This window comes from Streptomyces sp. NPDC003077 (assembly GCF_040611095.1).
In the GTDB taxonomy this organism is placed as follows: Bacteria; Actinomycetota; Actinomycetes; order Streptomycetales; family Streptomycetaceae; genus Streptomyces.
The window spans coordinates 38,476-52,740 of the sequence record NZ_JBEXNM010000006.1 but is presented as its reverse complement, the minus strand read 5'-3'; the positions used below and the strand labels follow the sequence as shown (position 1 = coordinate 52,740).

General features: G+C 71.6%; 11 protein-coding genes. 10 read left to right on the top strand and 1 reads right to left on the bottom strand.

The window, feature by feature from the left end; translation table 11 throughout:
* Nucleotides 1-337 precede the first annotated feature (337 nt).
* The 6 genes from ABZX96_RS06390 (at nucleotide 338) to ABZX96_RS06365 (ending at nucleotide 9,059) form a co-directional block, all read left to right on the top strand.
* A complete protein-coding gene (locus tag ABZX96_RS06390) occupies nucleotides 338-1,159 on the top strand; it encodes a menaquinone biosynthesis protein (protein ID WP_355539122.1) in 822 nt (273 codons plus the stop codon).
* Nucleotides 1,160-1,362: 203 nt separating this feature from the next.
* Nucleotides 1,363-2,562 (top strand): cyclic dehypoxanthinyl futalosine synthase, encoded by a 1,200-nt coding sequence (gene mqnC / locus ABZX96_RS06385; RefSeq protein ID WP_355538789.1) that lies wholly within the window; start codon nucleotides 1,363-1,365, stop codon nucleotides 2,560-2,562.
* 301 nt (nucleotides 2,563-2,863) lie between these two features.
* Nucleotides 2,864-3,400, top strand: coding sequence for a hypothetical protein (locus ABZX96_RS06380; RefSeq protein ID WP_355539119.1), 537 nt, complete (start codon nucleotides 2,864-2,866; stop codon nucleotides 3,398-3,400).
* Between the two features lie 86 nt (nucleotides 3,401-3,486).
* On the top strand, nucleotides 3,487-4,188 hold the full coding sequence (locus ABZX96_RS06375; RefSeq protein ID WP_355538786.1) for a demethylmenaquinone methyltransferase: 702 nt from the start codon (nucleotides 3,487-3,489) through the stop codon (nucleotides 4,186-4,188).
* Nucleotides 4,189-4,550: 362 nt separating this feature from the next.
* Nucleotides 4,551-7,283, top strand: coding sequence for a hypothetical protein (locus ABZX96_RS06370; RefSeq protein ID WP_355538783.1), 2,733 nt, complete (start codon nucleotides 4,551-4,553; stop codon nucleotides 7,281-7,283).
* A 528-nt stretch (nucleotides 7,284-7,811) separates the two neighbouring features.
* Entirely contained in the window at nucleotides 7,812-9,059 is a 1,248-nt protein-coding gene (locus ABZX96_RS06365; protein WP_355539116.1) for a geranylgeranyl reductase family protein, read from the top strand.
* Nucleotides 9,060-9,353: 294 nt separating this feature from the next.
* On the opposite strand, the gene ABZX96_RS06360 is transcribed toward ABZX96_RS06365, so the two are convergent.
* Nucleotides 9,354-10,190: an NlpC/P60 family protein gene (locus ABZX96_RS06360; RefSeq protein ID WP_355538780.1), complete on the bottom strand. Its 837-nt coding sequence runs from the start codon at nucleotides 10,188-10,190 to the stop codon at nucleotides 9,354-9,356.
* 1,086 nt (nucleotides 10,191-11,276) lie between these two features.
* Here ABZX96_RS06360 and ABZX96_RS06355 point away from each other — a divergent pair.
* From ABZX96_RS06355 to ABZX96_RS06340, 4 genes are read left to right on the top strand one after another with little or no spacing between them, the layout of a single operon-like run.
* Nucleotides 11,277-11,636: an NADH-quinone oxidoreductase subunit A gene (locus ABZX96_RS06355; protein WP_355538777.1), complete on the top strand. Its 360-nt coding sequence runs from the start codon at nucleotides 11,277-11,279 to the stop codon at nucleotides 11,634-11,636.
* 9 nt (nucleotides 11,637-11,645) lie between these two features.
* Nucleotides 11,646-12,200: an NADH-quinone oxidoreductase subunit B family protein gene (locus ABZX96_RS06350; protein WP_355538774.1), complete on the top strand. Its 555-nt coding sequence runs from the start codon at nucleotides 11,646-11,648 to the stop codon at nucleotides 12,198-12,200.
* Nucleotides 12,197-12,904, top strand: coding sequence for an NADH-quinone oxidoreductase subunit C (locus ABZX96_RS06345; RefSeq protein WP_355538771.1), 708 nt, complete (start codon nucleotides 12,197-12,199; stop codon nucleotides 12,902-12,904). Before ABZX96_RS06350 ends, ABZX96_RS06345 begins: the two co-directional genes overlap by 4 nt.
* On the top strand, nucleotides 12,904-14,226 hold the full coding sequence (locus ABZX96_RS06340) for an NADH-quinone oxidoreductase subunit D (protein ID WP_355538768.1): 1,323 nt from the start codon (nucleotides 12,904-12,906) through the stop codon (nucleotides 14,224-14,226). Before ABZX96_RS06345 ends, ABZX96_RS06340 begins: the two co-directional genes overlap by 1 nt.
* Nucleotides 14,227-14,265 lie beyond the last annotated feature (39 nt).

Below are 14,265 nucleotides of genomic sequence, written 5' to 3'. Positions count from 1 at the left end.
CCTGCAAGAAGTCTGAAAACTACAAAAGCCTGCGGCGTCACATGCTCCGCAGGCTCTGTACTGCAAGGGAAACCAAACTGCAACTTGCGCTGAGCCTAGCACGGTGCGTTGGGGAGGCGAAAGAGCTAAAGATCACGTTTACCGAGTGCGCCGACCGGTCATAGGCACCCAGGCATGACGGGCCGGCCACGGCCCGGTGAGCGGGCGAACCCCCGCCGGGCCGAGACGTACGCAACGGGTTTAGCCTCCGCATGTGGACAATTCAACCGTTGGAGACGCACCCGCCGAAGACGCACCCGAGGGAAGCGCGGCCCACCACCGCCGCAGCCGGCCGCGGGTGGGCCACATCCAGTTCCTGAACTGCATGCCCCTGTATTGGGGCCTCGCGCGGACGGGCGCGCTGCTCGATCTGGACCTCACCAAGGACACGCCGGAGAAGCTCAGCGAACAGCTGGTGCGCGGCGACCTGGACATCGGTCCCGTCACGCTCGTGGAGTACCTCCGCGCCGCCGACGACCTGGTGGCCTTCCCGAACCTGGCCGTCGGCTGCGACGGCCCCGTCATGTCCTGCGTCATCGTCACGCAGAAGCCGCTGGAGGAGCTGGACGGCGCCCGCGTCGCGCTCGGCTCGACCTCGCGCACCTCCGTGCGCCTGGCCCAGCTCCTGCTGGCCGAGAAGATCGGCGTCACGCCGGACTACTACACCTGCCCGCCGGATCTCGGCGTGATGATGCAGGAGGCGGACGCCGCCGTCCTCATCGGTGACGCGGCGCTGCGCGCCAACCTGCACGACGGCCCCCGGCTCGGCCTCCAGGTGCACGACCTCGGCCAGATGTGGAAGGACTGGACGGGGCTGCCGTTCGTCTTCGCGGTCTGGGCCACCCGCCGCGAGTACCTGGAACGCGAGCCCGAGCTCGTGCACAAGGTGCACCAGGCGTTCCTCGCCTCCCGCGACCTCTCGCTGGAGGAGGTCGACAAGGTCGCCGAGCAGGCGGCGCGCTGGGAGGCCTTCGACCAGGAGGTCCTGGCCCGGTACTTCACCACGCTGGACTTCCGCTTCGGCCCCGACCAGCTGCGCGGGGTCACCGAGTTCGCCCGCCACACCGGGCCGACGACGGGCTACCCGGCGGACGTGAAGGTGGAACTGCTCGGCGGGTGAGCCGGTGCCCGGGGCGGGGCGGGGCGGTTTCGGCGGCGTGCGACGGGTCGCGGGAGGAGGGGTCCCCCGGCCCGGGAAAACCACGGGCGTTCACGGGCGGGGTGTGGGAGCGCTCCCCGCCCCCGCCCGGCCCCCGGAGTCGGTGTCAGACCCCTGGCGTAGTCTGGTTCGGTCGTTATGCCCGCCTGTGAAAGGGACGCCCGGTGACCGAGAACGCCGACCTCCAGTCCGTACTCGACCGCGCCGCGGACGGCGGGCGGATCACGCCCGAAGAGGCGCTCGACCTGTACCGCTCCGCGCCGCTGCACGCGCTGGGAGCCGCCGCCGACGCCGTGCGCCGCCGCCGTTACGCGGGCACCGAGCACATCGCGACGTACATCATCGAGCGCAACATCAACTACACCAACGTCTGCGTGACGGCCTGCAAGTTCTGCGCCTTCTACGCCGCCCCCAAGGACACCGCCAAGGGCTGGACGCGGGATCTGGACGACATCCTGCGCCGCTGCGCGGAGACCGTCGAGCTGGGCGGCACGCAGATCATGTTCCAGGGCGGCCACCACCCGGACTACGGCGTCGAGTACTACGAAGAGCACTTCTCCGCCATCAAGAAGGCCTTCCCCCAGCTCGTCATCCACTCCCTCGGCGCCTCCGAGGTCGAGCACATGGCCCGGATCTCCGGCGTCTCCGTGGAGGAGGCGATCCGCCGCATCCACGCCGCGGGCCTGGACTCCTTCGCCGGCGCGGGCGCCGAGCTGCTGCCCGAGCGGCCCCGCAAGGCCATCGCGCCGCTGAAGGAGTCCGGCGAGCGCTGGCTGGAGATCATGGAGACCGCGCACCGCCTGGGCGTCGAGTCCACGTCCACGATGCTCATGGGCACCGGCGAGACCAACGCCGAGCGCATCGAGCACCTGCGCATGATCCGCGACGTCCAGGACCGCACGGGCGGCTTCCGCGCCTTCATCCCGTACACCTACCAGCCGGAGAACAACCACCTGAAGGGCCGCACGCAGGCCACCCTCTTCGAGTACCTGCGCATGATCGCCATCGCGCGGCTCTTCCTGGACAACGTCGCCCACATCCAGGGCTCCTGGCTGACCACCGGCAAGGAGGTCGGCCAGCTCTCGCTGCACTACGGCGCGGACGACCTCGGCTCGGTCATGCTGGAGGAGAACGTCGTCTCCTCGGCCGGTGCCAAGCACCGCTCCAACCGCCTGGAGCTGATCGACCTCATCCGCAAGGCGGGCCGCGTCCCGGCGCAGCGCGCCACGACGTACGAGCACCTGGTGGTGCACGACGACCCCGCCAACGACCCGGTCGACGACCGCGTCGTCTCCCACCTCTCCTCGACGGCCATCGAGGGCGGCACCGCCCACCCCGAGCTGAAGCTCGTCGACGCCGGCTGAACCGGCCGCCGTGCTGACGATCCATCGGGTGCGGGGGGTGCGGGTCGCCGTAGGGGCCGGAGAGGACGGGCTCGCGGCAACTGGTCCGGAGCCCTCGGCTGCCGGTCCGGCGCCCACCGCCGTCGCGTCCGCGCACGCCGTGGACGAGCCCGCGCACGCCGTTGCCGAGTCCTCCGCTGCCGCCGACCCCGCGCGCGCCGTGGACGAGCCCGCGCCCACCGCCGTCGCGTCCGCGCGCGCCGTGGACGAGCCCGCGCACGCCGTTGCCGAGTCCTCCGCTGCCGCCGACCCCGCGCACGCCGTGGACGAGCCCGCGTCCCCCGTCGTCGACCTCGCGGACGCCGTTGTCGTCGACGGTGCCCGCCTCGCCGCCATCGGGCCGTACGACGAACTGGCCGCGACGTACGGCGCGCGGGCCCGCGTCCGCGCGTGGGACGGCGTGCTGACGCCGGGCGGGTACGAGCCCGACGGCGCCGCCTACCTGGAGGCGACCTACCACCCCGACCCGCGCGAGGCCGACGCGCTCGGCAGCGAGCCGCTGACCGGGCGGGCGCTGGCCGCCCTGGACATGCCCGACACCCGGTGGGGCGCCAGCGCCCGGCGCGGCCTCCAGCGGCTGCTGGCGGCGGGCACGACGGCCGTCACCGGCCCGTTCACCCGGCCCGCCGTCCGTACGGCCGTCCAGCGCTCCGGCCTCCGCGTGCTTCCCGGACCCGGCCCTGAACCCCGTCCCCGCGCCCTGGCCGTCGGCGGACCGGCCGACTTCGCGGTCTTCGGCGCGGACGGCGCCTGCCTGGTCACCGTGCTGGACGGGCGGCTGGTCTTCCGGAGGCGGTGACGACGCCGGGGCCCGGCAGGGGGAGCGTCGTCGGGGGACCCGTGCCCCGGACGGGGACGAAGTGCCGTGCGGTGGACAATGGGCCTGTGACCCGAGCATCCCTGGACAAGCAGCCGCACGAAGTCGCCGAGATGTTCGACGGCGTGGCGGCACGGTACGACCTCACCAACGACGTGCTGTCCCTGGGGCAGGCGCGGCTGTGGCGCAAGGAGGTGGACCGGGCGGTCGCCGCGCGGCCCGCCGAACGCGTGCTCGACCTCGCGGCCGGCACCGGCACGTCCTCGCTGCCGTTCACCCGCTCCGGTGCGTACGTCGTCCCGTGCGACTTCTCGGTCGGCATGCTGCGCGAGGGCAAGAAGCGGAACCCGTGGCTGCCCTTCACGGCCGGCGACGGCACCCGTCTCCCCTTCGCGGACGACGTGTTCGACGCCGTCACGATCTCCTTCGGCCTGCGCAACGTGCAGGACACGGACGCCGCCCTGAAGGAGCTGTACCGGGTCACCAAGCCCGGCGGCCGGGTCGTCATCTGCGAGTTCAGCGAACCCACCTGGGCGCCCTTCCGCACCGTCTACACCGAGTACCTGATGCGCGCCCTGCCGCCCGTCGCCCGCGCGGTCAGCAGCAACCCGGACGCGTACGTCTACCTCGCCGAGTCCATCCGCACCTGGCCCAACCAGCCCGCACTGGCCGCCCGCCTCCAGGGAGTGGGCTGGCAGAAGGTGGCCTGGCGCAATCTGACGGGCGGCATCGTGGCGATGCACCGGGGATACAAGCCGATTGAGGGCTGAGGGCTGAGGGCTGACGGGTGTGGGGCGGGTGCGGCCGGGTTCCGGCGGCCGTGCCCTCCCGGATCGTCGGCTACCGCTCACGTAGTCATCACAGCCATCACGGCCATCACAGCCATCGCAGTCATATGCCCGTGTAACCATGGGGCGTGACGGCTTGTCATGGACGCGCGTGTGTCGGCCGGAAGGGGGTCGTTCGCGTGCGTGGGGCAGGGGCCCGTGGCCGGGAACCGCCTGTGTGACGGCTGTGTCTGTACGTACGTCCAGGGGGAGGCGCAGGCCCTGCCCCGCGATGCCCGGAGCCTCTCATGCCAGCCTTCTGTCCGGATTGTGGCGCGTCTTCACCAGGGGAGGCGCGCTTCTGTATGGGGTGCGGGCGGGAAATACGCCCCGAGGGGACGGCACCGTCCAAGGCCCCGGGCGGAAAGCCGACGGCTGACGAGTCCCCGGACGCGAAGGCGCCGGCCACGGACGCGACAAGCCCCAAGCCGACGGGCGAGGACCCGGCGGTCTCCAAGCCGGTGGAAGCGGACGCGCCGGTCTCCAAGCCGACGGGCACGGACGCGACGGTCTCCAAACCGACGGACGCCAACGCACCGAGCCCCAACCCGGCGCCAGCCGAGGCCACCCCCTCCGCGGCACCCACCGCCCCCGACCACCCCCCGCTGCCGAGCACCCCGCCCCCTCCCACGCACCGCCCCACCACCCCACCGGCCGCGCCACCGACCGCCCCGCCCCCGCCCGGCGTCCCGCCGTACGCCGCCGCTCATGGGCCGATGGTCGCCACCCAAGGGCCCGCACCGGCCGCCCCGTTCGCGGCCTTCCTCTCCCGCACGGTGAAGAGCGGTGGCCGCGCCTGGGGAGCCGCCGCGCGGATCGCCGTCTGGCCGAACGCGCTGTTCCTCGTCCTCGCGTGCGCCCTGGCCGCCTTCGTCCCCACGGGCGACGAGGACCGTTCGGAGCGTACGGACGGGGCCCCGCCGGGCTGGCTGGACATCGCCCGCGCCCTGCTCGCGCTGCTGCTGCAAGGCGTCGGCGGCGGCTTCGAGATCTCCGGGGACGGAGGTCCGGCCCCAGGCTCGTCCGACACCCGGATCACCGGGCAGGCGACGCTCTCCTTGGTGCCGCTGCTGGCGACGCTCCTGTGGGCGCTCGCGCTGGCGGTCGCCGCCCGCCGGGCCCGGCGCGTCCACCAGACGGCGGCACCACTGGGTGCACCGGGCGGTACCGAGACGCTGGAGACGACGCTGCGGGTCGCCGCGCTCAGTGCCCTGGGCGCCTTCGTTCTGGCGCTGTTCGCCCAGCCCTCGTACGGCGGTGCGGAGATATCGTCCGCGCCGTTCGCGTCCCTGCTGTGGTCCTTCCTGCTGTCCGCCGTCATCGCCGGGACCGTGCTGACGCGCCCGGACCGCGACCGGTGGCTGTCCGGCCGCCCGGCGCTGCGCACGGCCGTCGGCGCGCTGCGCACGGCCCTGTGCGCCCTGGCGGCCGTGGTCGGCCTCGTGTCCGCCGTCGTCCTCGTCCTGACCCTCGTCCAGGGGAAGGACATCAACGCGGGCGGAGTGGTCGGCCTCCTCGTGCTGCTGCCCAATCTGGGCGCGATGGCGCTCGGGTTCTCCTGGGGCGCGCCGCTGGACGCCCAGTGGTCGATACCGGGCCTGCCGTTCTTCGGGCGGGGCGACATGTCCTGGGGCTACCCCGACCTCGCCCACGGCCCCGGTGGCGGCACGGTCGCCGGAACGGTGGCGCTCGGCGTGGTCTGCGCGCTGATCCTCGGCGTCCTGGCCGCGCGGTGGTCGGTGGGCCAGGGCGAACGACTGCTCGCCGCCGGGTTCTTCGTCGCCGGGTTGCTGCTGCTCCTGTGGATCGCGGGCTTCGGGATGGAGTTCAACCTCCGCGAGGTGAGCGCGGGCACGGGGCTTGACGGGGGCCTGTTCTCCGGTGACGAGGACTACGGCACCGGGCTCGAAGCCGCCGGCAGCGGTGACGGCCTGGTCGCCCATGGCTCGCTCACGGTGGGCGGCGCCGAGGCGCTGCTGTTCGGGCTGCTCTGGTCCTTCGCCGCCGTCCTCCTCGTCCCGTACGCCCTGAAGGCCCTCGGCCTCGCCGTTCCCCGCGCGGCCGTGCCGGCCACCCCGTACGCGCCTGCCGCTCCGTACGGGCAGACCACTCCGCCCGCTCCGTACGCGCCGTCCGCACCGCACGGAAACCCCGCACCGTACGGACAGACCGCCCCGTCCGCATCAGCCGCCCCTACGGCACCGCCCACCGCACCGCCCACCGCGCCACCCGCCGCCCACGCCACGCCCGGCACCGCTCCGGCCGCCGCGCCGTCCCCCGCCCCTTCCGCCACCTCGTCACCGCAGGCCCCGCCGCTCCCGCGCCGTCGGCCCGGGAAGGGGATCGCCCTCGCCACTGCGGCGTTCGTCGTCGGCGGCGCGGCCACCGCCGGAACCCTGTACGCCCTCAACAAGGACGGCGACGCTCCCGCCAAGCCCCGCGCGGCGGCCGAATCCGACCGGCCCACCCCGGCGTCCCCGACCCCGTCGGCCACCACCGCCGAGCCCGGCGCCGCCCCCGCGACCGCCACCCCCGAGGGAACGCCGGAGGGCACCCCGGAGGCCACCGCCTCCGCCCTCACCGACCTCCCCCCGAACTTCGTCCGCACCACCGACCCCCGGGGCTTCTCCCTCGCCGTGATGGACGGGTGGCACCGTACGGAGAAGGGCACCCAGATCGACTACGAGGCCCCGACCGGAGGCTCGTACCTGCGCATCGGCGTCATCCACGACGCCCCGGTGAGCTCGTACGACAACTTCCGCACCCTGGAGGAGGGCGCCCGCAAGCGCCAGGACTACGAGCGGGTGGAGATGCGGGAGAACACCTTCCAGGGCCGCCCCGGCGCCCGCTGGGAGTTCACCTACACCTCGGACGACTCCGGCCGGACCATCCACGCCATCGACCAGGCGTACGTCGCCGACGACGGGACCGAATACAGCATCTACTACGAGTGCCGGGCCGACCTGTGGGACCCGGAGCAGGACATCGTCTTCAGCACCGCCCTGAAGACCTGGTCCGAGGAGACCGACATCGACTGACCCGGCGGCACGGCCGTCCTGAAACGGCCGATCAGCCACAAGGGGAGCCGTTCCCGAACGGCTCCCCCTTGAACGTTCGCGAACGGCCCCGGCCCTCAGGACGCGCGGTCGAACCGCCGGCCGGACGCGAAGCCCTCCAGGAACCCGGCAGGGACCGCTCCAGGAACCCGGCAGGGCCCCTTCCAGAAACCCGGCAGGGACCCGACAAAGACCCTCCAGGCACCCTCCAGGAACCCGACACGAGGCACCCTCCAGGGACCCGCCCAAGGCCCACCGGAAAGCCCACCGCCCGACCCTGGCCGGAGTGGCCCGTTCCCGGACGAACCCTTCAGGTTCTGATCACATACGCCCCCATAGACTGCAGGTGCCCAGTGCCGGTCGGCACCCAGATTTCGAGTTCCGGGAGGCCCCGTCGTGACCGAGCCCGCGTCCGAGCCCGTTTCCGAGTCCGCCACGGAGTCCTCGCCCGCGTCCGCGCCAGCCGCCGCCTCCGTCCCGGACGGCGGCGCCGACCGCCGCGCGGACGTCATCGTCGTCGGAGCCGGCCCGGCGGGCTCGTCCACCGCCTACTACCTGGCCAAGGCCGGGCTGGACGTGCTCCTCCTGGAGAAGACCGCCTTCCCCCGCGAGAAGGTCTGCGGCGACGGCCTGACGCCGCGCGCCACCAAGCAGCTCGTGGCCATGGGCATCGACATCTCCGAAGAGGCGGGCTGGCTGCGCAACAAGGGTCTGCGCATCATCGGCGGCGGCTCCCGCCTCCAGCTCGACTGGCCCGAACTGGCCTCGTACCCGGATTACGGGCTGGTCCGCAAGCGCGACGACTTCGACGAGCAGCTCGCCCGCCAGGCCCAGAAGGCGGGCGCCCGGCTGTACGAGCGCTGCAACGTGGGCGAGCCGATCATCAACGACCTGACCGGCCGCATCGAGGGCGTGCACGCCAAGCTCGGCGAGGAGAGGACCCCGGTCACCTTCCACGCCCCGCTCGTCGTCGCCGCCGACGGCAACTCCACGCGCCTGTCCCTGGCCATGGGCCTGCACCGGCGCGAGGACCGCCCCATGGGCGTCGCCGTGCGCACGTACTTCACCTCGCCCCGGCACGACGACGACTACCTCGAATCGTGGCTGGAGCTGTGGGACCGGCGCGGCGGCCAGGAGCGCCTGCTCCCCGGCTACGGCTGGATCTTCGGCATGGGCGACGGCACGTCCAACGTGGGCCTGGGCGTCCTGAACACCTCGGCCGCCTTCAAGGAGCTGGACTGGCGCGAGGTCCTCAAGGCGTGGTGCGCCTCCATGCCGGCGGACTGGGGCTACACCCCGGAGAACATGACCGGCCCGATCCGCGGCGCCGCCCTCCCCATGGCCTTCAACCGCCAGCCGCACTACACGCGCGGGCTGCTGCTCGTCGGTGACGCGGCCGGCATGGTCAACCCGTTCAACGGCGAGGGCATCGCGTACGCCATGGAGTCCGGCGCCATCGCCGCCGACGTCATCGTCCAGGCCCACGCCCGCCAGACCTACGCCCAGCGCGAGCTGGCCCTCCAGCGCTACCCGAAGATCCTCAAGGACACCTACGGCGGCTACTACTCCCTCGGCCGCGCCTTCGTGAAGCTCATCGGCAACCCGAAGGTCATGAAGCTCGCCACCCAGCGCGGCCTGACCCACCCCGTCCTGATGCGCTTCACCCTCAAGATGCTCGCCAACCTGACGGACCCCACCGGCGGCGACGCCATGGACCGCATCATCAACGGCCTCTCGAAGGTGGCCCCCAGCTCCTGAGGACCGGATCGGCGGGGCGGCGGGCGTGACGGGGCCGGGAATACGCGGTCCGCAGAGGAGCCATGGCCCGGCCCCATGGGCGCGCCGACGCCCCGGCCCCGGCACCGGGGAGCGCGCCCGCCTCCACCCGGGCGCGCCGAAGCCGCCACCCCCTCCCAACGGAGGAAGTGGCGGCTTCGTCGTACATCCAGGCCGGCCCCACGGCGCGGCCGGGCAACACCGCGCCGCCGAGACCCGTCAGACGCGTCCTCAGCTCACCGAGCCCCCGGACGCTTCAGACGCCTCTCCAGCCCCTCAGAGCACCCGCACCGCACCCGTCGGCTGGCTGTAGCTCAGCGGGCGTTCCACGATGCCCGTGCTGGGGTTCTGGGCGCCGATGAAGTTGCCGTTGCCGACGTAGACGGCGACGTGGTACGCGCTGCCCGCGCCGCCCCAGTACAGGATGTCCCCGACCTGAAGGTTGCCCAGGCCGACCTGGGTGCCGAAGGTGGACTGCTGCTGGGAGGTGCGCGGCAGGTCGATGCCGAGCTGGCGGTAGGCGGCCTGGACGAGGCCGGAGCAGTCGTACGCGGAGGGACCGGTGGCGCCCATGACGTAGGACTTGCCGAGCTGCGCCTGGAGGAAGCCGACGAGCGAGGAGCTGCTGCCGGTCCCGGTGGAGCGGGGGGTGGACGCGGTGGCGTCGGTGGAGACCCCGGTGGAGGCGGCGCGGGTGGTCAGCGTGGTCCGCTCGGTGGAACGCGAGGCGCGCTCCTGGGCCTTGGCCTCCTCGGCCTGGCGGGCCTCTTCGGCCTTCTGCTCGGCCTCGGCCTTGCGCTCCGCCTCGGCCTTGGCCTTGGCGGCGGCCTTGGCTGCGGCGGCGGTGGAGCTGTCCTGCGCGGCCTGGCGCTCGTACTCAAGGGCGGCCTGCTCGGCGGCGTCGGCGCTCTTGGCGAGGGTGGTCACCAGGTCGGCGGTGACGGTGGGCATTTCGAGGGTCTCGGCGACGGGCTTTTCGGCCGCGTTCGCCGGGAGGGCCGCACCGGTGACCGCGAGGGTCAGGATGCCGCCGGTGACCCCTGCGCGCAGCGCCCGCGAAGACGCGGAACGACGGGGCTTCCGGTGGCTGGGTATGACTGCGTTCGGGGACATGGCACCACGGCTATCAGGAGCCACAGGTTGCTGCCAACAAACGTGTTGTGCGCCACACTTGACGCGTACGCGATGAACAAAACGGACTTTTGGTCGGGCCTTGATCGCGCCGGGCGCCGGACGAATTTCGTGATCATGTTCCTACGCATGGCATTTGCTGCCGAGAGCATGATCCGCGGGCGCTTATCACTTTTACAGCCGCCGCGCCAAGGTTTCCCCGTCGCGGCGATTCCAAAGCAGAGGGACGCGTGGGGTACGTCACTCGGAGGTGCCCGTTATGTGCCTGTGATGCGGTCGTGATGAGCCGTGATGTGAGTGGCCGTGAGGGAGCGGCGTGCGCGCGGTGGCTGATGCGATGTGAGGGGCGGGGGAGGGGTGGCCGGTTTCGGAGGGCCGGTGGCCGTCCCGGGGGTGGGGCGGTGCGCATCGCCGGGTCGCGCGTCCGGCGTATCCGGTGTGCGCCGCCGCCGTCCGTCCGGCGTCCCCCGCTCGCCGTCGGCGTCGGTCCGCGCGGTGTCGCGGGGCGTCCGGTGCTCCGTACGACATTCCCGGCCGCTCGTGAACCGGCGCGCGTAGCGGCGGTCAGGCGGCCGCCCCCGTCGGCCGACCGAACGGGCGTCCCATTTCGTCGCCCATGCCCAGGGGCTCACGGTCCGTCACGATGGCGGGGCTCTCCTCGCTGCCCGGCTCGCGCCCCGGGAGGCCTCGGGCGGCCCTCCGGGCGCGTTCGAAGCGGACGCATTATCAGGTGATCGGCGGTAACACCAATTTGCGTGTACCTGGCACACCTTGATAAAGCCAATCTCTTCCTGACCAGCGGTAACCCCGTTTGTGATCACTCTTGGTGATCATTTGAGCGCTTGATGTACGAAGATCATCGAGTTTGCCGCCCCATGATCCATCGTCAGGTGGTGGAGATCACAAAGGCGTTGTCGTACCCCGTGTCGCAGATCACAGACCGTCGGGCTTAAGATGCAGGCGGTTCGGGCTTGTGAACTGCCTCACATATGCACGATCTTCGCGGGGCGGCGACGGGACCCGGACGGACCGCCAACCAGTCATCGTCGACTGAAGGGAGCGAGGACGGTGAACGCTTATGCGCCCATCCTCGTACTGGGAGCCCTCGGAGCAGGCTTTGCGATCTTCTCCGTCGTCATGGCCACGCTCGTCGGACCCAGGCGCTACAACCGGGCCAAGCTCGAAGCGTACGAGTGCGGAATCGAGCCGACCCCGCAGCCCTCAGGCGGCGGTCGCTTCCCGATCAAGTACTACCTGACGGCGATGCTCTTCATCGTCTTCGACATCGAAATCGTCTTCCTCTACCCCTGGGCCGTCACATTCGACGCGCTGGGGGTGTTCGGGCTCGTGGAGATGCTCCTCTTCGCGCTCACCGTCTTCGTCGCCTACGCCTACGTCTGGCGCCGCGGCGGCCTGGAATGGGACTAGGGGCCACCAATGGGACTTGAAGAGAAGCTGCCCAGCGGCTTTCTGCTGAGCACCGTCGAACAGGCCGCGGGGTGGGTCCGCAAGTCGTCGGTCTTCCCCGCGACCTTCGGGCTCGCCTGCTGCGCCATCGAGATGATGACCACCGGGGCCGGGCGCTACGACCTGGCCCGCTTCGGCATGGAGGTCTTCCGGGGCTCGCCACGGCAGGCCGACCTGATGATCGTGGCCGGCCGGGTGAGCCAGAAGATGGCGCCCGTATTGCGGCAGGTCTACGACCAGATGCCGAACCCGAAATGGGTGATCTCGATGGGGGTGTGCGCCTCGTCGGGCGGGATGTTCAACAACTACGCGATCGTGCAGGGCGTGGACCACATCGTGCCGGTCGACATCTACCTGCCGGGCTGCCCGCCGCGCCCCGAGATGCTCATGGACGCCATCCTCAAGCTGCACCAGAAGATCCAGGGCACCAAGCTCGGGGTCAACCAGCGCGAGGCGGCCCGCGAGGCGGAGCAGGCGGCGCTCACGGCGCTGCCGCTCATCGAGATGAAGGGGCTGCTGCGGTGAGCGGGCACAACGGATCGGAGGTCCCCGCCCAGCGGGACGACTCCGGCGAGGTCATCGGCGTCCGGCGCGGCATGTTCGGCGCCGCCGCCGGCGGCGACACCTCCGGGTACGGCGGCCTGGTGCGGACCGTGCGGCTGCCCGGCGCGAGCGCGCGGCCGTACGGGGGGTGGTTCGACGAGGTCGCCGACGAGCTCGAAGGGGCGCTGGAGGAGCAGGGACTCGTCCCGGAGAACGTCATCGGCAAGACGGTGGTGGACCGCGGCGAGCTGACCTTCCACATCGAGCGGGAGTACCTGCCGGTGGTGGCGCGGACGCTGCGGGACGACCCGGCGCTCCGCTTCGAGCTGTGCACGGGGGTGAGCGGCGTGCACTTCCCCGGCGACAAGGGCCGTGAGCTGCACGCCGTCTACCACCTGCGCTCGATCACCCACAACCGGCTGATCCGGCTGGAGGTCTCCGCGCCCGACGCGGACCCGCACGTCCCCTCGATCGTGGACGTCTACCCGACCAACGACTGGCACGAGCGCGAGACGTACGACTTCTTCGGTCTCGTCTTCGACGGCCATCCGGCGCTGACGCGGATCATGATGCCCGACGACTGGCAGGGGTTCCCGCAGCGCAAGGACTACCCGCTCGGCGGCATCCCCGTCGAGTACAAGGGCGCGCAGATCCCGGCACCCGACCAGCGGAGGTCGTACAGCTGATGACCACGTCGCAGGCAACTCCCCGCGAGACCACCGAAGGCCGGGTCTACACCGTCACCGGCGGCGACTGGGACGAGGTCGTCGCCGCCGCCGCGCGCGCCGACGACGAGCGGATCGTCGTCAACATGGGCCCGCAGCACCCCTCCACGCACGGCGTGCTGCGGATCATCCTGGAGATCGACGGCGAGACGGTCACCGAGGCCCGCTGCGGCATCGGCTACCTGCACACCGGCATCGAGAAGAACCTCGAATACCGCACCTGGACGCAGGGCACCACCTTCGTCACGCGGATGGACTACCTCACGCCCTTCTTCAACGAGACGGCCTACTGCCTGGCCGTGGAGAAGCTGCTGGGCATCACCGAGGACATCCCCGAGCGCGCGTCGGTCATCCGCGTCCTGATGATGGAGCTCAACCGGCTCTCCTCGCACCTGGTGTGCATCGCCACCGGCGGCATGGAGCTGGGCGCCACCACGATCATGATCTACGGCTTCCGTGATCGTGAACTCGTTCTCGATCTCTACGAGTTGATCACCGGTCTGCGGATGAACCACGCCTACGTCCGGCCCGGCGGCCTCGCCCAGGACCTGCCGCCGGGCGCGGTGGACCAACTGCGCGAGTTCGTGAAGAAGATGCGCAAGAACCTGCCCGAGTACGACAAGCTCGCGACCGGAAACCCGGTCTTCAAGGCGCGCCTCCAGGACGTCGGCTACCTGGACCTGGCCGGATGCCTGGCCACCGGCGCCACCGGCCCGGTGCTGCGCTCGGCGGGCCTGCCGCACGACCTGCGCAAGACCCAGCCGTACTGCGGCTACGAGACGTACGACTTCGAGGTGCCGACCACCGACACCTGCGACGCCTACGGGCGCTTCCTGATTCGCATCGAGGAGATGCGGCAGAGCCTGCGGATCATCGAGCAGTGCCTGGACCGGCTGGCGCCCGGGCCGGTGATGGTCGCGGACAAGAAGATCGCCTGGCCCGCGCAGCTCGCGCTGGGGCCGGACGGGCTGGGCAACTCCCTGGACCACATCAAGAAGATCATGGGTACCTCGATGGAGGCCCTGATCCACCACTTCAAGCTGGTCACCGAGGGGTTCCGGGTGCCGGTCGGGCAGGCGTACACGGCCGTGGAGTCACCCAAGGGCGAGCTGGGCGTGCACGTCGTCAGCGACGGGGGCACCCGCCCCTACCGCGTGCACTTCCGCGATCCGTCCTTCACCAACCTGCAAGCCATGGCGGCGATGTGCGAGGGCGGCCAGGTGGCCGACGTCATCGTCGCCGTGGCGTCCATCGACCCCGTGATGGGAGGCGTCGACCGGTGAGTGACGTCACTCCGGCGAGCACGAACCTGGGCATCCCCC